This is a genomic window from Pseudomonas sp. GW456-E7 (assembly GCF_059424105.1).
The window spans coordinates 61,427-83,322 of record NZ_JBWKZB010000006.1 but is presented as its reverse complement, the minus strand read 5'-3'; the positions used below and the strand labels follow the sequence as shown (position 1 = coordinate 83,322).

Here is a 21,896-nt window from a genome sequence, read left to right as displayed (position 1 = left end):
GCAGTATCTGGCACGCCTCAGTCAAAACTGGGAATAATGTTGGCCTTGTCGATCATATCGATCGGCAACAGGAACTCATGGTCTTCTACCTGCACCACGACATCCTGCTCTTCTACGCCGCGCAGAAGGCCCTGAAAGTTGCGTCGTCCTTCAAAAGGCGAGCGCAGCTTGATCTTCACTTGTTCACCGGCAAATTTTGCAAACTGCTCAAGAGTGAACAGAGGGCGTTCCATGCCAGGCGAGGAAACTTCAAGGGTGTATTCAACGGAGATCGGATCTTCAACATCCAGCACACCGCTGATCTGACGGCTGACGATGGCACAATCGTCCACCAGCACGCCGCCTTCTTTATCGATATAAACGCGCAACATCGAGTGACGACCCTGAGCCGAAAACTCGATACCCCAGCATTCATAGCCTAGGGCCACGACCACCGGGGCCAGCAAGGCCTGCAACTCTTCTAGCTTGCTCGACACCTGAACCCCCTAGTGCATGTATGTGCATGCTATGCAAAATAAAAAAATGGGCGAAACGCCCATCCTTGAAACGCCGTCGAACAGCGGCGTAGAAAGTGTCCAGCTAACAAAAAGCCCCTTAAAAGGGGCTCCTTAAACTGGTTGCGGGGGCCGGATTTGAACCGACGACCTTCGGGTTATGAGCCCGACGAGCTACCAGACTGCTCCACCCCGCGACAAAGCTGGGGCGGAAGTATACGACCGATCCCCTACAGGGTCAATGTAACCTTCCACCTGCAAGAAAGCCCGCAACAGCGGGCTCTCCTGACTAATTGGTACCGAGAAGGGGACTCGAACCCCTACACCCTATGGGCACAACCACCTCAAGGTTGCGTGTCTACCAATTCCACCACCTCGGCAATACTACGTTTGAAACCCTTCTTACTTCTGCTCTTGAGCTGGAGGTACGTCAGTCGCTGGAGTAGCCGACTTTTGCTCTTGAAGCACCGGGACATCATCAGAAGCCGGTTGTTGCTTTGGAACTTCCAGTACCGCTGGATTTGGGAGACCTACTTGAGTCAGCTGGTGAGCCTTCTCTTTAGCAAAGTAACCTAACCCCAAGCTGGTTATGAAAAAACCTGCGGCAAGTATAGCAGTAAACTTACTAAGAAAGGTAGAGGAACCTTGGCTTCCGAACACAGTATTTGAAGCACCTGCTCCGAAAGACGCGCCAGCGTCCGCACCTTTACCCTGCTGCAGCAAAACCAGAGCTACTACGCCCAATGCACCCAGCAGATGAAAAACGACTACGACTGTTTCCAGCATTTTTTCAGTTTCCCGCGGCGCGACAAATCGCACCGAACTCATCTGCATTCAGGGAAGCCCCACCAATGAGGCCCCCATCGATATCCGGCATGCCGAACAGTTCGACCGCATTGGCCGCCTTCACGCTGCCGCCGTATAGAAGTCGCACACCTTGTGCGACTTCAGAATTCTCTGCCGCCAACTGGGCACGAATGGCTGCGTGCACATCCTGCGCCTGTTGCGGCGTTGCAGTCAGCCCGGTGCCAATGGCCCAGACTGGCTCGTAAGCGATCACTGCCTTGGCAAAGGCACCGACACCCAGCTCCTCTATGATACTGCCCAGCTGATGCGAGACAACCTCAAGAGTTTTTCCGGCTTCACGCTGCTCAAGGGTTTCCCCTATGCACAACACCGGAATCAAGCCACATGCCTGTGCCGCTGCGAACTTGCGGATCAGCATTCCGTCCTGCTCGCCCATGATCTGGCGGCGTTCGGAGTGCCCGACAAGCACCAGGGAACAACCTGCATCCACCAACTGACTCGGTGCAACTTCACCGGTCAACGCACCTTGCCCGGACTCCACCGCAGAATTCTGCGCGCCGACCGAAATCGACTTTCCTTTCAAGCCATCAATCACTTGATTGATATGCAGGAAAGGCGGGAATACCGCGACATCAACACCGCTCGGCAAGGCCAAGTCACGAAGGCCGTTGATCAGCTCAGCGACGCTGGCGCGGGTACCGTGCATCTTCCAGTTACCAGCTACCATAGGGCGACGCATGCTGTACCTCGTCGGTCAAAGTGGGCGCAGATGTTACCCAACACAATCAAGGCTGGCAAGCCGAATTCAGGCAGAAACTTCAGTAACCAGTTTTGCCAGCTCTTCGGCATAGCCGCGAACCAGGGTTTCGTCTTCACCTTCGACCATCACACGCACCAGCGGCTCGGTTCCGGACTTGCGCAACAGCACACGCCCCCGACCTGCCATGGCCTTGGTCACACGCTCGCTGGCTTCCTTGACCGATGGATGCTCGAGGGGATTTGCACCACCGCCGAAACGCACATTGATCAGCACCTGAGGGCACTTGCGTAGCGCCTGACGAGCCTGCGCCAGACTTTCATCCCGCCTGCGCAGCCCCATCAGCACCTGCAGCGCAGCAATGATTGCATCACCGGTGGTGGTGTGACTGAAGCACACAACGTGTCCGGAGTTTTCACCACCCACGATCCAGTTGCGCTCCAGCAATTCGGCAATCACATAGCGGTCACCGACATTGGCACGCACGAACGGAACACCGAGGTCAGCCAGGGCCAGTTCCAGCCCCAGGTTACTCATCAGGGTTCCGACCACGCCGCCCTGCAGCTTGTCGCGCTCATGCAGGTCACGGGCAATGATGAACAGCAACTCGTCGCCATCGACCACCGCACCCGTGTGGTCGACCATCTGAACGCGATCGCCGTCACCATCAAAGGCGATGCCCAGATCGGCATGCTCTGCCACGACGGCAGCCTGCAGCTGACCCATGTGGGTCGAACCGCAATTGTCGTTGATATTCAACCCGTTCGGCTGCGCCGACAGCACGACGACTTCCGCGCCCAGCTCACGGAACACACTCGGCGCCACTTTATAAGTCGCACCGTGAGCGCAGTCGATCACGATCTTCATGCCGGTGAAGCTGGTGCCGGTGGGCACGCTGCTCTTGCAGAATTCGATATAGCGTCCCGATGCATCGTTGATTCGCGACACCTTGCCGATCTTGCTCGACTCCACCACGGTCATTGGCGTATCGAGCAATTCTTCGATCATCAGCTCAACCTCATCCGGAAGCTTGGTGCCTTTGCCGGAGAAGAACTTGATGCCATTGTCATCATGCGGATTGTGCGACGCACTGATCACGATGCCAGCCTCGGCATGAAAGGTGCGCGTCAGGTAGGCAATCGCCGGGGTCGGCATTGGACCAAGGAGCATCACATCGGCACCCGCGGAGGTAAGCCCCGCCTCAAGTGCAGACTCGAACATGTAGCCGGAGATCCGGGTGTCCTTGCCTACCAATACCTTGCAGGCGCCCATCTTGCGGAACGCCATGCCGGCAGCCCAGCCGAGCTTGAGCATGAAATCAGGAGTAATCGGGTATTCACCGACACGCCCACGAATACCATCGGTGCCAAAATATTTTTTGCTCATAAGTGCTCCATCATTCTTATTCGGCTGATTCCACTGCGGCGATCATCCGCACCACATCCACTGTTTCGGCTACATCATGGACGCGCAATATACGCGCACCTTTCGCCGAAGCCAGCGCCGCGAGCGCCAAACCACCATACAGCCGGTCTCCCACCGGACGATTCAATGCCTGGCCAATCATGCTCTTTCGCGAAACCCCGACCAACAGGGGCCGCCCCAGGGCATGCAGGGCTTCCATATGTTTGAACAAGCTCAGATTGTGCTGCAAGGTCTTGGCGAAACCAAAGCCGGGGTCAAGAATGATCCGTTCCGCCGGGATACCCACCAACGAACACTGAACCATGCGCTCGGCGAGAAACTCACCGACTTCCCTTGTAACGTTCTGGTATTGCGGATTGTCCTGCATATCGCCCGGCTCGCCCAGCATATGCATCAGGCAAACCGGCAGGCCGGTGGCCGCCGCGGCATCCAGCGCACCATCGCGACGCAATGAACGTACGTCATTGATCAACCCGGCGCCCAGACGCGCCGTTTCACGCATGACGGCTGGTGTTGAGGTGTCGACCGAGATGATGACGTCCAGCTCGCGAGCAATGCGCTCGACAATCGGCGCTACGCGCTCCAGCTCCTCCAGCGGCGATACCGCCCTGGCACCAGGACGGGTGGATTCGCCACCGACATCGATCAGCGTCGCGCCGGCCGCCACCATGGCTTCGGCGTGGCGCATGGCCGCGTCGAGCTGGCTGTATTGGCCACCATCGGAGAACGAATCAGGAGTGACATTGAGGATACCCATGACATGCGTCTGGGCCAAATCAAGAACCCGGTTGCCGCAAGGCAACCGGGTCGAGGACTGAACAGAAGTCATTTCAAACCTTATACGTCAGCAGCAGGACCGCCGATCGGTGTTTCCGGACGCTCATCCTGTACCACCGGCGGGGTGCCGGAAGTACCCGTGCCACCCGACCAGTCCCGTGGCTCGCGAGGCGTACGCCCCGCCATGATGTCGTCGATCTGCTCGGCATCGATGGTTTCGTACTTCATCAAGGCATCAGCCATGGCATCGAGCTTGTCACGGTTGTCGGTGAGGATCTGCTTCGCCGTGCCGTAGCACTGATCGATGATGCTGCGCACTTCGGAGTCGATCAGCTTGGCTGTTTCACCGGAGAAGCTTGCACTTTGACCGCCACCGCCGCGACCGAGGAACACTTCACCCTCTTCTTCGGCATACATCAACGGACCGAGTTTTTCCGAAAGACCCCACTTGGTCACCATGTTCCGCGCAATCTGGCTGGCACGCATGATGTCGTTGGAAGCACCGGTGGTCACGCCATCGAAGCCCAGGGTCATTTCTTCGGCGATACGACCGCCATACAACGAGCAGATCTGGCTGATCAATGCACGCTTGGACAGGCTGTAACGATCCTCTTCCGGCAGGAACATGGTGACACCCAACGCACGACCGCGAGGGATGATCGACACCTTGTACACCGGATCGTGCTCAGGCACGACGCGCCCCACAATGGCGTGGCCCGCTTCGTGATAAGCCGTGTTCTGCTTTTCTTTCTCGGACATGACCATGGACTTGCGCTCGGCGCCCATCATGATCTTGTCTTTCGCCAGTTCGAACTCTTTCATTTCGACGATGCGCTTGCCGGCACGGGCAGCGAACAGCGATGCCTCGTTCACCAGGTTGGCCAGGTCGGCACCGGAGAAGCCTGGAGTACCACGAGCGATCACGGCCGGAGCAACGTCGTCACCCATTGGCACTTTGCGCATGTGAACCTTGAGAATCTGTTCGCGGCCACGAATGTCCGGCAGACCGACCACAACCTGACGGTCGAAACGGCCTGGACGCAGCAACGCAGGGTCCAGCACGTCAGGACGGTTGGTCGCGGCAATCACGATGATGCCGTCATTCATTTCGAAGCCGTCCATCTCGACCAGCAACTGGTTGAGTGTCTGCTCGCGCTCGTCGTGACCACCACCCATGCCAGCGCCACGATGGCGACCGACCGCATCGATTTCGTCGATGAAGATGATGCATGGAGCGTGTTTCTTGGCCTGTTCGAACATGTCGCGAACACGGCTGGCACCCACACCGACGAACATCTCGACGAAGTCGGAGCCGGAAATGGTGAAGAAAGGTACTTTGGCTTCGCCGGCGATAGCCTTGGCCAGCAGGGTTTTACCGGTACCCGGAGGACCGACCATCAGCACGCCGCGAGGAATGCGGCCACCCAGGCGCTGGAACTTGCCCGGATCGCGCAGGAACTCGACCAGTTCACCGACTTCTTCCTTGGCTTCGTCGCAACCGGCAACGTCAGCCAGGGTAGTTTTCACCTGATCCTCGGAGAGCAGGCGTGCCTTGCTCTTGCCAAAGCTCATCGGCCCGCCTTTACCACCGGCACCGCCCTGCATCTGCCGCATGAAGAACATGAACACGGCGATGATCACCAGGATCGGGAAGCTGGCGACCAGGAGTTGGGTCCAGATGCTTTGCTGCTCAGGCTGCTTGCCTTCGACCACGACGTGGTTGTCCACCAGGTCGCCGATCAGGCCGTTGTCCTGGATCGCCGGGCGAATGGTCTTGAAGCTGTCGCCATCGTTGCGCTTGCCGGTAATCACGTAGCCATCAACCGCCACGCGCTCGACCTTGCCATCCTTGACCTGCTGGATGAAGTCGGAATAGTTGAGGGTCTGCGGCTCGTTAGGGCTGGAGAAGTTGTTCATCACCGTCACCAGGACAGCCGCGATGATCAACCACAGGATCAGATTCTTTGCCATATCGTTCAATTAACTACCCTCTGAAGCAAGCTCCGCTACTGGCGCGCGCTTCGCATGATATTCACCGGCCTAACTTACTACATTACCTACAACTTGGCAGGCGCCGTCTGTAACCCTTTGTGAAACACTTCCTACACAATATTCGCTAATTCTGACAAGGCGTAATACAAAAATCCTATCACCCCGATCGAAAATTCACTCATTCCTCACTGCGACCGCGGAAACCGCGGCCCAGCAGGTACTGCTCGCGAGAACGGTCGCGCGACGAGGTCGGCTTGCGCATCTGCACCTTCTCGAACTGCTGGCGAACGCTCTTGTGGAATTCGTCGAAACCTTCGCCCTGGAAGATCTTGATCAAAAAATCACCACCGGGCTTGAGCACCCGCGTCGACAGATCCAGTGCCAATTCGCACAGGAACATCGCGCGCGGCATATCCACGGCCGGCAATCCACTCATATTGGGGGCCATGTCGGAAATCACAAGGTCTACTTCTTTATTTCCGACGGCGTCGAGGATCTGGGCCAGCACGGCATCCTCGGTAAAGTCGCCTTGAATAAAGGTGACGTCGGGGATGCTGTCCATTTCAAGAATGTCAGAAGCGATCAGTGTGCCCTGCCCGCCAATCAGACGACTGGTCACCTGCGACCAGCCACCCGGAGCCGCACCCAGGTCGATTACGCTCATGCCAGGGCGGATCAAACGGTCCTTTTCCTGGATCTCCAGCAGTTTGTAGCTGGCGCGGGAACGGTACCCGTCTTTCTGTGCCATTTTGACGAATGGGTCGTTGAAATGTTCTTGCAACCACTTAAGGCTTGTCTTGGAACGGGCCACGGGATACCTCGGAATTAAAACGGGTCGTGATTAACTGGGCGGTCCCGGACTCGCTCGGGTAAACTGGCCGCCGCTTTTTACAAGATCAGACGCAGGGGTCAGATTATGCCGCTCACTCAAGAGCAGAAGAAACAGTACAAATCCATTGGCCACCATCTGAAACCAGTTTTGATTGTGGCAGACAATGGTTTGACTGAAGGTGTGTTAGCCGAACTCGAACGCGCTTTGGCGGATCACGAGCTGATCAAGATCAAGCTCAACATCCTCGATCGCGAATCGCGCCTGGCGTCCATTGCAGAGCTCTGCAAGGTCGGCAAAGCGGATCTGGTTCAGGTCATCGGCAAGATGGCGCTGATCTACCGCAAGAACTTCAGCGTCAACAAGCAGCTGTCGAACGTCCATCGCTTCAAGTGATGGCAAGGGTCAAGGGTGTGCTTCGCGCACCCTGTCACTCCATCCCGGCACCGGCTGCAACACCAGCACCAGCCCGGAAAAGCCCAGAACAAGATAGCTGAACGCCTGCCAACGCAGCGCATCCGGCCAACCGAAGCGCACCACGAAGTACATCGCGCACGCATACAGTGCCATCAACAGCAGTTGCCCGCGTATATCCCGCCATAGACTGACAAGGCCCTCGGCCTTAATCAGCACCAAAGCCTGAAAAATCAAACACGCCGTAGCGAATCCCACTACCAACGCATTGAGCGTGCCTGCAATTTCGTCGATCAGCAGCGGCGCCAGGCCAATTCGGCCCAGCACCGGCAACAGACCCACTTGTAACAGCCACAAGCCACCGACCCACAACATCTGGGTCAGCTGCCAAAGCATGGCGCCCGCACAAAACGGGCGCCGGCTTTCAGACGTGGCGAACTTCGACAATCTCGTACTCGATAACGCCGCCAGGCGTTTTGACGGCAACCACATCACCCTCTTCCTTGGCAATCAAGGCGCGAGCGATCGGCGAGCCGACAGAGATCTTGCCGAGCTTGATGTCAGCCTCGTCCTCACCAACGATCTGGTAAGTCACGCTTTCATCGGTTTCGACGTTGGCGATTTCGACGGTGGTGCCGAAAATCACCTTGCCGGTGTGAGGAATGGTCGTCACATCGATGATCACCGCGTTCTGCATGCGGCCTTCGATGTCACGGATCCGCGCCTCGACCATACCCTGCTGCTCACGGGCAGCGTGGTATTCGGCGTTTTCCTTCAAGTCACCCAACTCGCGGGCCGTACCGATGTCCTGGCTGAGCTTCGGACGAACGACCTTGGTCAGGTGAGTGTGCTCTTCTTCCAGGGCGCGAGCGCCCTGAACGGTCATTGGGTACTTCGTTATGCTCATGCCTTCAATCCTGCGTGTAGATCCTGCAAGCGGCGCACGGTCTTCTCGGGACCGAACTTCAGCGCTTCGCAGATGGCTTCGCCAGCAGCAATGGTGGTGGTGCAGTAAATCTTGTGCTGCAGGGCATTACGACGAATGGAGTACGAATCAGCGATCGACTGACGACCTTCGGTGGTGTTGATGATCAGCGTGACTTCGTCATTCTTGATCATGTCGACCACGTGCGGACGACCCTCGGTCACCTTGTTCACACGGCGCACTTTCAAGCCTGCAGCCTCGATCAGCTTGGCAGTCCCGGCAGTGGCAACCACTTCGAAACCCAAGTTGATCAGATCACGGGCCACGCCTGCAACCAGCGGCTTGTCGTCGTCACGTACGCTGATGAACGCAGTACCGCCGGTCGGCAACACTTCGCTGGCACCCATCTGGGCCTTGGCGAATGCTTCACCGAAGGTGTCGCCCACGCCCATCACTTCACCGGTCGACTTCATCTCTGGGCCGAGGATCGGGTCAACGCCAGGGAATTTGGCGAATGGGAACACCGCCTCTTTCACGCTGTAGAAGTTCGGGATGATTTCCTTGGTGAAACCCAGTTCCTTCAGGGTTTTACCGGCCATCACGCGTGCTGCGATCATCGCCAGGGAAACACCGATGCACTTGGACACGAACGGTACGGTACGGGAAGCACGCGGGTTGACTTCGATGACGTAGATGTCTTCGCCTTGCAGCGCCAACTGCACGTTCATCAGGCCGACCACGCCCAGTTCCAGGGCCATTTTCTTGACCTGTTCGCGCATCTCGTCCTGGATGTGCGCCGGCAGCGAGTACGGCGGCAGCGAGCACGCGGAGTCACCGGAGTGAACCCCGGCCTGCTCGATGTGCTGCATGATCGCGCCGATTACCACGTCCTTGCCGTCGCAGACCGCATCCACGTCCATCTCGATGGCGCAGTTGAGGAAGTGGTCCAGCAGCACCGGGCTGTCGTTGGACACTTGAACCGCTTCACGCAGGTAGCGCTTGAGTTCTTCTTCTTCGTAGACGATTTCCATCGCACGACCGCCCAGTACGTAGGACGGGCGCACCACCAGCGGGTAACCGATCTTGGCCGCGGCACGAATGGCTTCGTCTTCGCTGCGCACGGTGGCGTTTGGCGGCTGACGCAGGTTCAGGCGCTGGACCATCTGCTGGAAGCGCTCACGGTCTTCGGCGCGGTCGATGGCGTCTGGGCTGGTGCCGATGATCGGCACGCCAGCAGCTTCCAGGGCGCGGGCCAGTTTCAGCGGGGTCTGGCCGCCGTACTGGACGATCACGCCTTTCGGCTTCTCGACGCGAACGATTTCCAGCACGTCTTCCAGGGTCACTGGCTCGAAGTACAGGCGATCGGAGGTGTCGTAGTCGGTGGAAACGGTTTCCGGGTTGCAGTTGACCATGATGGTCTCGTAACCGTCATCGCGCAGGGCCAGTGCCGCGTGTACGCAGCAGTAGTCGAACTCGATGCCCTGGCCGATACGGTTCGGACCGCCACCCAGGATCATGATCTTGTCGCGACCCGATGGCGCGGCTTCGCACTCTTCCTCGTACGTCGAGTACAGGTAAGCGGTATCGGTGGCGAACTCGGCAGCACAGGTGTCGACGCGCTTGTAGACCGGGAAGATTTCCAGCTTGTGACGGTGAGCACGCAGGGCCTTCTCGGTCACGCCCAGCAGCTTGGCCAGACGCATGTCGGAGAAGCCTTTGCGCTTGAGACGGAACATCAGGTCACGGTCGATGCTGGTCAGGCCCAGGGTCTTGACCTTCTCTTCGTCCTTGATCAGGTCTTCCATCTGCACCAGGAACCAAGGGTCGATCATGGTCATGCCGAAGATGTCTTCAACGGTCATGCCGGCGCGCATGGCGTCCGCCACGTACCAGATACGCTCGGCGCCCGGCACGGTCAGCTCGCGCTTGAGCACGCTCATGCTTTCCGGGTTGCTCAGGTCAACCTTCTCGTCCAGGCCGCAAACACCGACTTCCAGGCCGCGCAGGGCTTTCTGCAGGGATTCCTGGAAGGTACGGCCGATGGCCATGACTTCACCCACCGACTTCATTTGCGTGGTCAGGCGCGCGTCAGCCTTGGAGAACTTCTCGAAGGCGAAACGTGGCAGCTTGGTCACGACGTAGTCGATGGACGGTTCGAAGGACGCCGGGGTCTTGCCGCCGGTGATGTCGTTCGACAGCTCGTCGAGGGTGTAGCCCACAGCCAGCTTGGCCGCGACCTTGGCGATCGGGAAGCCGGTGGCTTTCGAAGCCAGCGCCGAGGAACGGGATACGCGCGGGTTCATCTCGATCACGACCATGCGGCCGGTGTTCGGGCAGATACCGAACTGAACGTTGGAACCACCGGTTTCCACGCCGATCTCGCGCAGCACCGCCAGGGAGGCGTTACGCAGGATCTGGTATTCCTTGTCGGTCAGGGTCTGTGCCGGAGCCACGGTGATCGAGTCACCGGTGTGCACGCCCATCGGGTCGAAGTTTTCGATGGAGCAGACGATGATGCAGTTGTCCTTCTTATCGCGGACAACCTCCATCTCGTATTCTTTCCAGCCAATCAGCGATTCGTCGATCAGCAGCTCTTTGGTCGGCGACAGGTCCAGACCACGGGCACAGATTTCTTCGAACTCTTCACGGTTGTAAGCGATACCGCCACCGGTGCCGCCCATGGTGAAGGACGGACGGATGATGCACGGGAAGCCGAGCTTCTCGAGGACCGCGTTGGCCTCTTCCATGCTGTGGGCGATACCGGAACGCGGGCACGCCAGGCCGATGGACTTCATCGCCTTGTCGAAACGCGAACGGTCTTCAGCCTTGTCGATGGTATCGGCGTTGGCACCGATCATCTCTACGCCGAACTTCTCCAGAACGCCTTCGCGCTCCAGGTCCAGGGCGCAGTTCAGGGCGGTCTGGCCACCCATGGTCGGCAGCAGCGCGTCCGGACGCTCTTTCTCGATGATCTTGGCAACGGTCTGCCACTTGATCGGCTCGATGTAGGTGGCGTCGGCCATGGCCGGGTCGGTCATGATGGTGGCCGGGTTGGAGTTCACCAGGATGACGCGGTAACCCTCCTCGCGCAGGGCTTTACAGGCCTGGGCGCCGGAGTAGTCGAATTCGCAGGCCTGGCCGATCACGATCGGGCCAGCGCCGAGAATCAGGATGCTTTTAATGTCTGTACGTTTTGGCATGGGTTTGTCACTCAAATCCGCAGGTCAGTCGGCAAGCCGTCTTGTTCAATCTCTGAAGACTTGAGGGGGCCGCCGGTGCGGGGCCACCCTCAAGCTTTGCTACATCAAGGCGAGCGATCAGCGTCGCTTGGCCATCTCGTTGATGAAGCGATCGAACAATGGCGCTACGTCGTTCGGGCCAGGGCTGGCTTCCGGGTGACCCTGGAAGCTGAAGGCGCTCTTGTCGGTACGCTCGATCCCTTGCAGGGTGCCGTCGAACAGCGATTTGTGGATCGCGCGAACGTTGGCCGGCAGGGTGGCTTCGTCCACGGCAAAACCGTGGTTCTGGCTGGTGATCATCACCACACCGGTGTCCAGGTCCTGGACCGGGTGGTTGGCACCGTGGTGACCGTGACCCATTTTCAGGGTCTTGGCACCGGAGGCCAGGGCCAGCAGTTGGTGACCGAGGCAGATACCGAAGACCGGGATCTCGGTTTCCAGCACATCCTTGATCGCCTGGATCGCGTAGTCGCATGGCTCCGGATCACCAGGGCCGTTGGACAGGAACACGCCGTCCGGCTTCAGCGCCAGCACATCGGCAGCAGGCGTCTGGGCAGGCACTACGGTCACGCGGCAACCGCGCTCGACCAGCATGCGCAGGATGTTCACCTTGACGCCGTAGTCGTAGGCAACCACGTGGTACGGCAGCTCGGAGGCTTCGATGGTCGCGTGGCTGTCGGTTTTCAGGTCCCAGACAGTCGAACGCCATTCGTAGCTGTCCTTGGTGCTGACAACCTTCGCCAGATCCATGCCTTTCAGACCAGGAAAACCCTGGGCGGCGGCGATGGCGGCCTCTTCGGAAATGTTGTCACCGGCCATGATGCAGCCGTTCTGCGCGCCTTTTTCACGCAGGATGCGCGTCAGGCGGCGGGTGTCGATACCGGCGATGGCCACAACATTGTTGGCCTTCAGGTAGTCGGACAGGGACATCGTGTTACGCCAGTTGCTCGCCACCAGAGGCAGGTCACGGATGACCAGGCCAGCGGACCAGACGCGGTTGGACTCGGCGTCTTCCGGCGTGGTGCCGGTATTGCCGATGTGCGGATAAGTCAGGGTAACGATCTGTTGGGCGTAGGAAGGATCGGTAAGGATTTCCTGATAGCCGGTCATTGCGGTGTTGAACACCACCTCACCAACGGTCTGACCGTCGGCTCCAATGGCTTCGCCGCGAAAAATGCTGCCATCAGCAAGGGCGAGTATGGCTGGCTTAGTCAAGAAGACCTCCCGTAAATAAAGCCTGAAAGGGCGATCGCAGGTTGTAAAAAAGCGGAGTGACGTATGGACACGTCACCCCGCTTCTTCACTGAATTATTCTGCGCGCTTTTAGTGGACACACTAAAGCTGTAGCTTACAGAAAAAGGCCTTTTCGGTCTACCGCCAATGAGCCTTAAAGGCTGGAGAATGCGACAGGACGTCGCCTGGCGGAACAAAACCGGGCTCAAACGCTGCGCGCGAGCCCGATTTCGGGTGCATCTTAACGCAGATCGAGCACGTCTTGCATGTCGTAAAGGCCAGGCTCGCGCCCGTCCAGCCACAATGCAGCACGTACCGCACCCTTGGCGAAGGTCATGCGACTGGACGCCTTGTGGGTGATCTCGACACGCTCGCCGTCGGCGGCGAACAGCACGGTGTGATCACCGACGATGTCGCCGGCACGCACAGTGGCGAAGCCGATGGTTTCACGATCACGCGCACCGGTCTGGCCTTCACGGCCATACACCGCCACTTTCTTCAGGTCACGACCCAACGCATCGGCAATCACCTCACCCATGCGCACGGCAGTGCCGGACGGCGCGTCGACTTTATGCCGATGGTGAGCCTCGGTGATTTCGATATCGACATCGTCACCCAATACGCGAGCGGCAGTGTCGAGCAGCTTCAGGCACAGGTTGACCCCGACACTGAAGTTGGCCGCGAAGACAATCGGAATGTCCTTGCCCGCTTCCGCCAGCAACTGCTTTTCTTCAACACTGAAGCCCGTGGTCCCGATGATCATGGCCTTGCCGTGTTTACGGCAGAAAGCCAGGTTCTTCAGGGTCACCGTCGGGTGCGTGAAGTCGATCAGCACGTCGAACTCGTCGACCACCCGATCCAGATCGCCGGACAGCGGCACGCCGATGCGACCGATAGCCGCCAGTTCACCGGCATCCGCACCGACCAGCGTGCTGTCAGGACGATCCACTGCCGCCGTCAGACCGGCACCCGGTGCCTGCTGCACGGCTTCGATCAGGGTCTTGCCCATGCGCCCGGCGGCGCCCATCACTGCAATACGTCGCATGCCTGTCTCCTTACAAATCGCCGAAGAAGCGTTTCACGCCTTCGAACCAGCCTGTGGTTTTCGGCGAATGGCTGTTGTCGTCCGCCAGCGAACTGCGGAATTCCTCGAGCATTTCACGCTGGCGACGGCTCAGGTTGACCGGCGTCTCGACCGCCACACGGCACATCAAGTCGCCCGCACCACCGCCACGAACAGGCGCGACACCCTTGCCACGCACACGGAACTGCTTGCCGGTCTGGGTCCCCTCGGGGATCTTCAACTTGACCCGGCCATCAAGGGTCGGAATCTCCAGCTCGCCACCCAGCGCCGCATCGACGAAGCTGATCGGCACTTCGCAGAACAGGTGCTTGCCATCACGCTGGAAGATCGAGTGCTCGCGCACGTTGATCACCACGTACAGATCGCCGGTCGGGCCACCCTGGGCACCCGCCTCGCCTTCGCCGGACAGACGAATGCGGTCACCGGTATCGACACCGGCCGGCACTTTCACCGACAGGGTCTTGTACTCTTCGACGCGACCTTCGCCGTGGCAGGAATCGCACGGATCGGAAATGATCTTGCCCTGGCCATGGCAGCGCGGGCAGGTCTGCTGCACCGAGAAGAAACCTTGCTGCATGCGCACCTGGCCGATACCGCCGCACGTCGGGCAGGTCACCGGCGAAGAACCTTTCTTGGCACCGGAGCCGTCGCACGGCTTGCAATTGACCAGCGTCGGAACGCGGATATTCACGGTCGTGCCGCGTACCGCTTCTTCCAGGTCCAGTTCCAGGGTGTAGCGCAAGTCACTGCCGCGCTGAGCGCCGCCACGGGAACCGCCGCGACCGCCACCGAAGAAGTCACTGAAGACATCGCCAAAGATGTCGGAGAAGTTCTGGCCACCGAAACCGGCACCGCCGCCACCCATGCTCGGGTCGACACCGGCATGGCCGTACTGGTCGTAGGCCGCGCGCTTGCTGGAATCGGAAAGCACTTCGTAGGCCTCGTTGGCCTCCTTGAACATCTCTTCCGACGCCTTGTCATCGGGATTACGGTCCGGGTGGTGCTTCATCGCCAGGCGACGGTAAGCCTTTTTCAGGTCCGCTTCGCTTGAGCCACGCTCAACACCCAACACTTCGTAATAGTCACGCTTTGCCATAAGTCTTTGCACTCTTGAGGACGTCCGGCAAAACCCTCCTGAGTCTGCCGAACTCGTTGAGCCCCAATACAGGCCCGGACCCAACTCACGTCAATTCAACGATCCTGGTCTTTGTTTCAAAGTGGCACTTTCGGCTCGGAAAGCAGGAGCATTCCCGGCCATGCCAGCAGTACGCGAGCGCTGTCGCATACTGTAAAAATTCGCGTATTCCAGATACGCCAACGCGGGAGCAAGCTCCCGCGCGGCGACATCCTACCAGTCACCGCCTAAAGGCAGTCAACCGGCCGACCAACAACTTACTTGTGGTCTTTGACTTCTTCGAACTCGGCATCGACAACGTCGTCAGCCTTCTCAGCCGATTCGCCCTGCGGTGCAGCGCCTTCAGCAGGCTGAGCCTGTTCGGCGTACATCTTCTGCGCCACTGGAGCGGAGACTTTCGACAGCTCTTCAACCTTGGCGTCGATAGCAGCCTTGTCGTCGCCTTTGACGGCGGCTTCCAGGGCAACCACGGCGGCTTCGATCGCGGTCTTCTCTTCAGCGGTGACCTTGTCGCCCGCGTCAGCAACCATTTTGCGCGTCGAGTGAACCAGTGCGTCGCCCTGGTTACGGGCAGCGGCCAGCTCTTCGAACTTGCGGTCTTCCTCGGCGTTCGCCTCGGCATCACGCACCATGCGCTCGATTTCCTCGTCGGACAGACCGGAGTTGGCCTTGATCACGATCGACTGAGTCTTGCCGGTAGCCTTGTCCTTCGCACCGACGTGCAGGATGCCGTTGGCGTCGATGTCGAAGGTCACTTCGATCTGCGGCACACCACGTGGAGCCGGTGGAATGTCGGCCAGGTCGAACTTACCCAGGGACTTGTTCTGAGCAGCTTGCTTACGCTCGCCCTGCAGCACGTGAATGGTCACTGCGCCCTGGTTGTCGTCGGCGGTCGAGAACACTTGCGACTTCTTGGTAGGAATCGTGGTGTTTTTCTCGATCAGCGCGGTCATCACGCCACCCATGGTTTCGATACCCAGGGTCAGCGGGCTGACGTCGAGCAGCAGAACGTCTTTCACGTCACCGGCCAGTACCGCGCCCTGGATGGCAGCACCCATGGCAACCGCTTCGTCCGGGTTGACGTCTTTACGCGCTTCTTTGCCGAAGAACTCGGTGACCAGCTTCTGAACCAGTGGCATACGGGTCTGACCGCCCACCAGGATCACGTCGTTGATCGCGCCAACGTCGATACCGGCATCTTTCATTGCGATGCGGCAAGGTTCGATGGTGCGCTGAACCAGGTCTTCCACCAATGCTTCCAGCTTGGCGCGGGAGATCTTCACGTTCAGGTGCTTAGGACCGGTGGCGTCTGCAGTGATGTACGGCAGGTTCACGTCGGTCGACTGGCTCGAGGACAGTTCGATCTTGGCTTTTTCAGCGGCTTCTTTCAGGCGCTGCATGGCCAGCGGGTCACCCTTGAGGTTCATGCCGCTTTCTTTCTTGAATTCGTCGACGAGGTAGTCGATCAGACGAATGTCAAAGTCTTCACCGCCCAGGAACGTGTCACCGTTGGTGGCCAGTACTTCGAACTGGTGCTCGCCATCGACTTCAGCGATCTCGATCACGGAAACGTCGAAAGTACCGCCGCCCAGGTCGTAAACGATCACGGTGTGATCGCCCTTGGCCTTGTCCATACCGTAAGCCAGAGCAGCGGCGGTCGGTTCGTTGATGATACGTTTTACGTCCAGACCGGCGATGCGGCCGGCGTCTTTGGTCGCCTGGCGCTGGCTGTCGTTGAAGTAGGCCGGAACGGTGATCACCGCTTCAGTCACGGTCTCGCCGAGGTAATCTTCGGCGGTTTTCTTCATTTTCTTCAGGATTTCAGCCGAGATCTGTGGCGGTGCCATTTTCTGGCCGTTCACTTCAACCCAGGCGTCGTTGTTGTCAGCCTTGACGATCTTGTAAGGGACCATCTGGATGTCTTTCTGCACGACTTCTTCGTCGAAACGACGACCGATCAGACGCTTCACCGCGTACAGGGTGTTGTGCGGATTGGTCACAGCCTGACGCTTGGCCGACTGGCCAACCAGGATTTCGCCATCGTTGGCGTAAGCGATGATCGACGGCGTGGTACGCGCGCCTTCAGCGTTTTCAATAACTTTTGCCTTGCCGTTTTCCAGCACGGAGACGCAGGAGTTGGTAGTCCCCAGGTCGATACCGATAATTTTGCCCATGTTCACTCTCCCGAAACTTTGGATTTTGTTGCCGCAGCAGTGGTGGCTAACTGCGGTAGCACTTAAACGCTTGACTTATAAATGGGGGCCTTGCGGCGGATTTCAAGCCTGCTCGTCAATCGAAGGCGAAACCGGCGCAGGCGCCTTGCTGACCACGACCATCGCCGGGCGCAGCAGGCGACCATTGAGCTGATAGCCCTTCTGGAACACCTTCAGAACGCTGTTCGGCTCCACATCGGCGCTTTCCTGCATGGCCATTGCCTGATGGTGAACTGCATTGAACGGTTCGCCATGCGGGTCGATCGCTTCAAGCTGATAACGCTTGAGAGTGTCGTGGAACATTTTCAGGGTCAGCTCGATGCCTTCGCGCATCGGACGGATGCTTTCGTCGTCCGGGCTGGACAGCTCCAGGCCGCGCTCCAGGCTATCGACGATCGGCAGCAGGTCGCCGGCGAATTTTTCCAGCGCGAACTTGTGAGCCTTCTCCACATCCTGCTCGGCGCGACGGCGGACGTTCTGCAGATCGGCGGCTACACGCAAAGCCTGATCCTGAGCGCCTGCCAGTTGCTCTTCGAGCACTTGTACACGAGCCGCCAGGTCTTCACCCGAAGCCTCGGGCGCCTGGTTGGCGTCTGGGTTTTGCGTATCCACTGTCTGTTCGTCAGCCATAGATTTCTCCTTTCAATATCGTCCGCGAGCTCAACTCGCGCTTCTGCCCAGCTATATGGGGCCGCAAAATCCGGCTTCAAGGGGCGCCGATGATTAACCCTACAAAAAACAATCGCATTGTCATGCCGGCTCGCGATAAGGGATTGGTCGGACCGATCGAATCGAGCTAACGGAGGGCATTGTCAGCCAGAAACAAAACACTGTATAAATAACCAGACCTAACACCTGGGAGCGGCCCATATGCTGGTGCACCTGTCCGTACATAACTACGCCATCGTTGAACATCTCGATCTCGAACTCGATCGCGGGATGAGCGTGATCACTGGGGAAACCGGCGCGGGCAAGTCGATCATGCTCGACGCGCTGGGCCTGACCCTGGGTGATCGTGCCGACAGCGGCGTGGTCCGCCCCGGCGCCGACAAGGCCGATATCCTGGCTACCTTCGATCTGGCCGACATCCCGGAAGCCAGCGCCTGGCTGGCCGAACGCGACCTCGAAAACGACGGCCCGTGCATCCTGCGCCGGGTGATCACATCCGAAGGTCGCTCGCGCGGCTACATCAACGGCACGCCCTGCCCGCTTGGCGACCTCAAGGCGCTGGGCGAACTGCTGATCGACATTCACAGCCAGCACGAACACCAATCCCTGCTCAAGACCGATACCCACCGTCGCCTGCTCGATGAATATGCCGGCGCGACGGATCTGGCCCGCCAGGTTCAACTGGCCGCCCAACGCTGGCGCCAGACCCGCCAGGAACTGGAGCGGCTCTCCAACTCCGGCGACGAGCAACGCGCCCGCCATCAGTTGCTCAGCTATCAACTCGAAGAGCTGGAAAACCTTGGCCTCGGTGACAATGAGCTGGAGCAGCTGGAACAGGAACACAAGAACCTGACCAACGCCGAAACCCTGCTGGGCATTTGCCGGCAAGTCGTCGAACAATGCAGCGAAAGTGATTCCGGAAATGTCCTCAACGCCCTCACCGCCAGCCTCAACCGCCTGTCGAGCGTGAACAGCTCGATCGGCGCCCTGGGCGAAGCCAGCAGTTTGCTGACCAGCGCACAAATCCAGGTTGAAGAGGCCGTGGGCGAACTGAACCGTTTCCTCGACAATTTCGACGCCGATCCATCGCGCCTTCAATACCTGGAAGAACGCCTCGATGCGATCTACACCCTGGCGCGCAAACACCGCATCCAGCCAACTGAAGTGGCCGAGATGCAGCAGAAACTGCTGGATGAAATCGAAACCCTGAACGCCAACGACGAATCCATCGAGCGCCTGAGCGATGAGCTGTCGTCCTATGCCCGGCACTACCAGGAAAAGGCCCGGGAACTGAGCGATCTAAGGCATCAAGCCTCGAACAGCCTGGCCAGCGCGGTGGAGCAGGAAATCCAGCGACTGGGCATGCCCGGTGGCCGCTTCACCATCGAACTGCGTCCGAACAGCGGCAACGAACTGCTGCCAAACGGGCTCGAACAGGTAGAACTGCTGGTCAGCGCCAACCCCGGCCAGCCACTGAAGGCCCTGGCGAAAGTGGCGTCCGGCGGCGAACTGTCGCGGATCAGCCTGGCGATTCAGGTGATCACCGCACAAACCTCCCGTGTACCGACCCTGGTGTTCGATGAAGTCGACGTCGGCATTGGCGGCCCGACCGCAGAAATCGTCGGCCAGTTGCTGCGCAGACTCGGCGAACGTGGGCAGGTGCTGACCGTGACCCACTTGCCGCAAGTGGCAGCTCAGGGCCATCAGCATCTATTTGTGCATAAAGTGCGCGGCGAAGATGCCACCCGCACGGCGGTTTCCAAACTGAGCAAAAACGACCGCGTCGAAGAAGTCGCACGAATGCTGGGCGGCATCGATCTCACCAAGGAGTCCCTGGCTCACGCCAAGAAAATGGTCGTCACCGCAAAAATCTAAGCGAACCCTGTAGGAGTTGCCGCAGGCTGCGATCTTTTGACTTTGCCCTTTCTAAAAGCACAGATCAAAAGATCGCAGCCTGCGGCAGCTCCTACAGGAACCAGGTGTAAACCAGCACAGCAGAAAGCACGAAGGCGACCCTGGGGTCGCCTTCGCTCGTTTCGCGAACCGAGGTTCGCGCGACATGCTTACTTTTTCTTGCGCACGTACAGCACCAGATTGTGATCAACCATCTCGAAGCCATACTTGTCGACGATTGCTTTCTGAAGCCGCTCGATTTCTTCGTCGAAGAATTCGATCACTTCGCTGGTTTCGACGTTGACCATATGGTCGTGATGCTTCCCGTCGTCCAGTTCGAAGACCGCGTGGCCTCCGTCGAAGTTGTGCCGCACCACAAGGCCAGCTGCCTCGAACTGGGTCAGAACACGGTAAACCGTGGCCAGACCGACGTCCTCACCAGCCTCCATAAGGGCCTTGTAGACATCCTCGGCACTCATGTGGCGTTGCTCGGCGGAGTCGAGCATTTGCAGAATTTTGACCCGTGGCAGGGTCACTTTGAGGCCGGCTTTGCGTAGTTCGCTATTTTCAACCATGGTCAGCTTTCTCGCGATGCTGCTTCGCAGCTTCTCTTAATGCGGGTATGATCGGCGTTTACGTTGTCCCAGCCAAGATAGTGGAAGTCGCCCACCGATGCAAAACACCAAGCTCTTGCTAACCAGTTTCACCTTTGTGGGACTGCTCGCACTCGCCGGTTGTTCATTCCCCGGGGTTTACAAAATCGACATCCAGCAGGGCAATGTCGTCACGCAGGACATGATAGACCAGTTACGCCCGGGAATGACCCGCAAGCAAGTACGGTTTATCATGGGCAACCCTCTGCTGACTGACACGTTCCATGCCGATCGCTGGGATTATCTGTACAGCCTGCAACCGGGTGGCGGTGAACGCCAACAGGAACGCATCAGCGTTATCTTCAACCCAAATGATCAGCTTGTCAGCCTCTCTGGTGATTTCATGCCAGGCGTGAGCCGTGACGAGGCCATTCTCGGCAAGGACAGCGGCACGACAGTGGCTGCCCCGGCAGAAAACGTCGAGAAGCCGAAACCGGAAAAACCGGTCAAGCCAGGTTCGCTGCTGGACCAGATCCAGAAGGACGTCGACGGCGTAGAAACCGTTCCGGTCCCAACGCCGGAACCACTGGACACCTCGCCGCAATAATTTGCGACGCAATAAAAAGCCCGGCATGTCCGGGCTTTTTATTGCCTGGCGTTCAAGCCACTCACTGATTCCGGGCTTTGGCCTCGGCAGCTTTTGCCGCGCGCAGTCGGCGCACCTCTTTCGGGTCGGCCAACAACGGGCGGTAGATCTCGATACGATCCCCGGCCTGGACTGCCCGACTCTCCGGGTCAGCTACCACCTTGCCGAAGATCCCCACAGGGCAATGGGTCAGATCCAGCTCCGGAAACTCTTTGGCCACGGCTGACCTGAGCAAGGCCGCACGCACGGATGTTCCGGCAGGCACGACCACTGTCAGCAGCACCTGACGGTCTACCGCCGCGTAGACCACCTCGATTTCAATCATGACCTCAACCATGTATCTGCTTGGCGCGCTGGCAGAACGCATCCACCAAGGTGTTGGCCGCCTGATTGAACAGCGGCCCCAAGGTGGCACGAACCAGCGGCCCGGCGTAATCGAACGACAAATCGAGACTGATCTTGCAGGCTTTGTCGGTCAGCGCCTTGAATACCCAGATGCCATGCAATTGGGTGAACGGGCCCTCTTCGAGGTTCATTTCGATGGACTGCCCAGGAACCAGGGTGTTGCGCGTGACGAAATGCTGGCTGAGGCCGCCCTTGGCCACCCCAACGCTCGCCCGCATATGCTCAGGGGAGCTCTCCAGGACTTCGGCCGAAGAGCACCACGGCAGAAACTCCGGGTAGCGCGCCACGTCGTTGACCAGGTCATACAGCGCTTGAGCCGGGTACGGCAGCAAGGCCGAACGTGAAATGTGTGTCGTCATGTCAGCG

21 protein-coding genes and 2 tRNA genes are annotated in these 21,896 nt (G+C 58.9%); 3 read left to right on the top strand and 20 right to left on the bottom strand.

From position 1 onward, the window contains the following. Positions 1-17: 17 nt before the first annotated feature. The 9 genes from rimP to rlmE all read right to left on the bottom strand — a co-directional run bounded on the left by rimP (position 18) and on the right by rlmE (position 7,063). Complete coding sequence (gene rimP, locus AC07YV_RS06555; RefSeq protein WP_007973115.1) at positions 18-476, bottom strand: ribosome maturation factor RimP; 459 nt, start codon at positions 474-476, stop codon at positions 18-20. Between the two features lie 138 nt (positions 477-614). Beyond that, positions 615-691: transfer RNA gene (locus tag AC07YV_RS06550), tRNA-Met, on the bottom strand. Positions 692-788: 97 nt separating this feature from the next. After that, positions 789-874 (bottom strand) — tRNA-Leu (locus AC07YV_RS06545). Positions 875-896: 22 nt separating this feature from the next. Continuing rightward, positions 897-1,280, bottom strand: a complete 384-nt coding sequence (gene secG, locus AC07YV_RS06540) for a preprotein translocase subunit SecG (protein WP_017336473.1) — start codon at positions 1,278-1,280, stop codon at positions 897-899. Positions 1,281-1,284: 4 nt separating this feature from the next. Beyond that, the gene (gene tpiA / locus AC07YV_RS06535; protein WP_102698874.1) at positions 1,285-2,040 is read right to left on the bottom strand and encodes a triose-phosphate isomerase; all 756 of its coding nucleotides are present in this window, start codon (positions 2,038-2,040) and stop codon (positions 1,285-1,287) included. Between the two features lie 66 nt (positions 2,041-2,106). Then, positions 2,107-3,444 (bottom strand): phosphoglucosamine mutase, encoded by a 1,338-nt coding sequence (gene glmM, locus AC07YV_RS06530; RefSeq protein ID WP_102698875.1) that lies wholly within the window; start codon positions 3,442-3,444, stop codon positions 2,107-2,109. Positions 3,445-3,460: 16 nt separating this feature from the next. Continuing rightward, positions 3,461-4,312 (bottom strand): dihydropteroate synthase, encoded by an 852-nt coding sequence (gene folP, locus AC07YV_RS06525; protein WP_102698876.1) that lies wholly within the window; start codon positions 4,310-4,312, stop codon positions 3,461-3,463. A gap of 8 nt (positions 4,313-4,320) precedes the next feature. Then, positions 4,321-6,231, bottom strand: a complete 1,911-nt coding sequence (gene ftsH, locus AC07YV_RS06520) for an ATP-dependent zinc metalloprotease FtsH (protein WP_015093436.1) — start codon at positions 6,229-6,231, stop codon at positions 4,321-4,323. A gap of 199 nt (positions 6,232-6,430) precedes the next feature. Next, positions 6,431-7,063: a 23S rRNA (uridine(2552)-2'-O)-methyltransferase RlmE gene (gene rlmE / locus AC07YV_RS06515; protein ID WP_007988685.1), complete on the bottom strand. Its 633-nt coding sequence runs from the start codon at positions 7,061-7,063 to the stop codon at positions 6,431-6,433. Between the two features lie 105 nt (positions 7,064-7,168). On the opposite strand from rlmE, the gene AC07YV_RS06510 reads away from it, so the two are divergent. Then, the gene (locus AC07YV_RS06510) at positions 7,169-7,477 is read left to right on the top strand and encodes a YhbY family RNA-binding protein (RefSeq protein WP_007942889.1); all 309 of its coding nucleotides are present in this window, start codon (positions 7,169-7,171) and stop codon (positions 7,475-7,477) included. Between the two features lie 9 nt (positions 7,478-7,486). On the opposite strand, the gene AC07YV_RS06505 is transcribed toward AC07YV_RS06510, so the two are convergent. From AC07YV_RS06505 to grpE, 8 genes are all read right to left on the bottom strand, one after another. Beyond that, complete coding sequence (locus AC07YV_RS06505; protein ID WP_102698877.1) at positions 7,487-7,891, bottom strand: MFS transporter; 405 nt, start codon at positions 7,889-7,891, stop codon at positions 7,487-7,489. A gap of 28 nt (positions 7,892-7,919) precedes the next feature. Beyond that, a complete protein-coding gene (greA, locus tag AC07YV_RS06500; protein ID WP_032829443.1) occupies positions 7,920-8,396 on the bottom strand; it encodes a transcription elongation factor GreA in 477 nt (158 codons plus the stop codon). A gap of 2 nt (positions 8,397-8,398) precedes the next feature. Further along, positions 8,399-11,620 (bottom strand): carbamoyl-phosphate synthase large subunit, encoded by a 3,222-nt coding sequence (gene carB, locus AC07YV_RS06495; RefSeq protein ID WP_102698878.1) that lies wholly within the window; start codon positions 11,618-11,620, stop codon positions 8,399-8,401. A gap of 117 nt (positions 11,621-11,737) precedes the next feature. Then, on the bottom strand, positions 11,738-12,874 hold the full coding sequence (gene carA / locus AC07YV_RS06490) for a glutamine-hydrolyzing carbamoyl-phosphate synthase small subunit (RefSeq protein ID WP_095965946.1): 1,137 nt from the start codon (positions 12,872-12,874) through the stop codon (positions 11,738-11,740). Between the two features lie 259 nt (positions 12,875-13,133). After that, positions 13,134-13,937 carry a 4-hydroxy-tetrahydrodipicolinate reductase gene (gene dapB, locus AC07YV_RS06485; RefSeq protein ID WP_007973131.1) on the bottom strand — a complete coding sequence of 268 codons (804 nt, stop codon included), beginning with the start codon at positions 13,935-13,937 and terminating at the stop codon, positions 13,134-13,136. Between the two features lie 10 nt (positions 13,938-13,947). Further along, positions 13,948-15,072, bottom strand: a complete 1,125-nt coding sequence (gene dnaJ / locus AC07YV_RS06480) for a molecular chaperone DnaJ (RefSeq protein ID WP_007973132.1) — start codon at positions 15,070-15,072, stop codon at positions 13,948-13,950. A gap of 296 nt (positions 15,073-15,368) precedes the next feature. Then, positions 15,369-17,285 carry a molecular chaperone DnaK gene (gene dnaK / locus AC07YV_RS06475; RefSeq protein WP_102698879.1) on the bottom strand — a complete coding sequence of 639 codons (1,917 nt, stop codon included), beginning with the start codon at positions 17,283-17,285 and terminating at the stop codon, positions 15,369-15,371. A 102-nt stretch (positions 17,286-17,387) separates the two neighbouring features. Further along, a complete protein-coding gene (grpE, locus tag AC07YV_RS06470; RefSeq protein ID WP_007973134.1) occupies positions 17,388-17,954 on the bottom strand; it encodes a nucleotide exchange factor GrpE in 567 nt (188 codons plus the stop codon). A 240-nt stretch (positions 17,955-18,194) separates the two neighbouring features. Between grpE and recN the strand changes: the two genes are divergently transcribed. Next, positions 18,195-19,868, top strand: coding sequence for a DNA repair protein RecN (gene recN, locus AC07YV_RS06465; RefSeq protein ID WP_102698880.1), 1,674 nt, complete (start codon positions 18,195-18,197; stop codon positions 19,866-19,868). A 188-nt stretch (positions 19,869-20,056) separates the two neighbouring features. Here the strand turns inward: recN and fur are convergent, their stop codons facing one another. Then, positions 20,057-20,461, bottom strand: a complete 405-nt coding sequence (gene fur / locus AC07YV_RS06460; RefSeq protein WP_003197684.1) for a ferric iron uptake transcriptional regulator — start codon at positions 20,459-20,461, stop codon at positions 20,057-20,059. Positions 20,462-20,558: 97 nt separating this feature from the next. Between fur and AC07YV_RS06455 the strand changes: the two genes are divergently transcribed. Further along, entirely contained in the window at positions 20,559-21,086 is a 528-nt protein-coding gene (locus AC07YV_RS06455; protein ID WP_057716485.1) for an outer membrane protein assembly factor BamE, read from the top strand. 61 nt (positions 21,087-21,147) lie between these two features. On the opposite strand, the gene AC07YV_RS06450 is transcribed toward AC07YV_RS06455, so the two are convergent. Next, positions 21,148-21,462, bottom strand: a complete 315-nt coding sequence (locus AC07YV_RS06450) for an RnfH family protein (protein ID WP_102698881.1) — start codon at positions 21,460-21,462, stop codon at positions 21,148-21,150. Further along, entirely contained in the window at positions 21,455-21,889 is a 435-nt protein-coding gene (locus AC07YV_RS06445; RefSeq protein ID WP_046038689.1) for a type II toxin-antitoxin system RatA family toxin, read from the bottom strand. Before AC07YV_RS06445 ends, AC07YV_RS06450 begins: the two co-directional genes overlap by 8 nt. Positions 21,890-21,896 lie beyond the last annotated feature (7 nt).

Bases quoted from the DNA above. Each gene is read 5' to 3' on its own strand.
- dnaJ (WP_007973132.1), bottom strand. From the start codon at position 15,072: ATGGCAAAGCGTGACTATTACGAAGTGTTGGGTGTTGAGCGTGGCTCA.
- recN (WP_102698880.1), top strand. From the start codon at position 18,195: ATGCTGGTGCACCTGTCCGTACATAACTACGCCATCGTTGAACATCTC.
- grpE (WP_007973134.1), bottom strand. From the start codon at position 17,954: ATGGCTGACGAACAGACAGTGGATACGCAAAACCCAGACGCCAACCAG.
- dapB (WP_007973131.1), bottom strand. From the start codon at position 13,937: ATGCGACGTATTGCAGTGATGGGCGCCGCCGGGCGCATGGGCAAGACC.
- folP (WP_102698876.1), bottom strand. From the start codon at position 4,312: ATGACTTCTGTTCAGTCCTCGACCCGGTTGCCTTGCGGCAACCGGGTT.
- AC07YV_RS06450 (WP_102698881.1), bottom strand. From the start codon at position 21,462: ATGGTTGAGGTCATGATTGAAATCGAGGTGGTCTACGCGGCGGTAGAC.
- AC07YV_RS06455 (WP_057716485.1), top strand. From the start codon at position 20,559: ATGCAAAACACCAAGCTCTTGCTAACCAGTTTCACCTTTGTGGGACTG.
- ftsH (WP_015093436.1), bottom strand. From the start codon at position 6,231: ATGGCAAAGAATCTGATCCTGTGGTTGATCATCGCGGCTGTCCTGGTG.
- secG (WP_017336473.1), bottom strand. From the start codon at position 1,280: ATGCTGGAAACAGTCGTAGTCGTTTTTCATCTGCTGGGTGCATTGGGC.
- fur (WP_003197684.1), bottom strand. From the start codon at position 20,461: ATGGTTGAAAATAGCGAACTACGCAAAGCCGGCCTCAAAGTGACCCTG.
- AC07YV_RS06510 (WP_007942889.1), top strand. From the start codon at position 7,169: ATGCCGCTCACTCAAGAGCAGAAGAAACAGTACAAATCCATTGGCCAC.
- tpiA (WP_102698874.1), bottom strand. From the start codon at position 2,040: ATGCGTCGCCCTATGGTAGCTGGTAACTGGAAGATGCACGGTACCCGC.
- carB (WP_102698878.1), bottom strand. From the start codon at position 11,620: ATGCCAAAACGTACAGACATTAAAAGCATCCTGATTCTCGGCGCTGGC.
- AC07YV_RS06505 (WP_102698877.1), bottom strand. From the start codon at position 7,891: ATGCTTTGGCAGCTGACCCAGATGTTGTGGGTCGGTGGCTTGTGGCTG.
- dnaK (WP_102698879.1), bottom strand. From the start codon at position 17,285: ATGGGCAAAATTATCGGTATCGACCTGGGGACTACCAACTCCTGCGTC.
- glmM (WP_102698875.1), bottom strand. From the start codon at position 3,444: ATGAGCAAAAAATATTTTGGCACCGATGGTATTCGTGGGCGTGTCGGT.
- AC07YV_RS06445 (WP_046038689.1), bottom strand. From the start codon at position 21,889: ATGACGACACACATTTCACGTTCGGCCTTGCTGCCGTACCCGGCTCAA.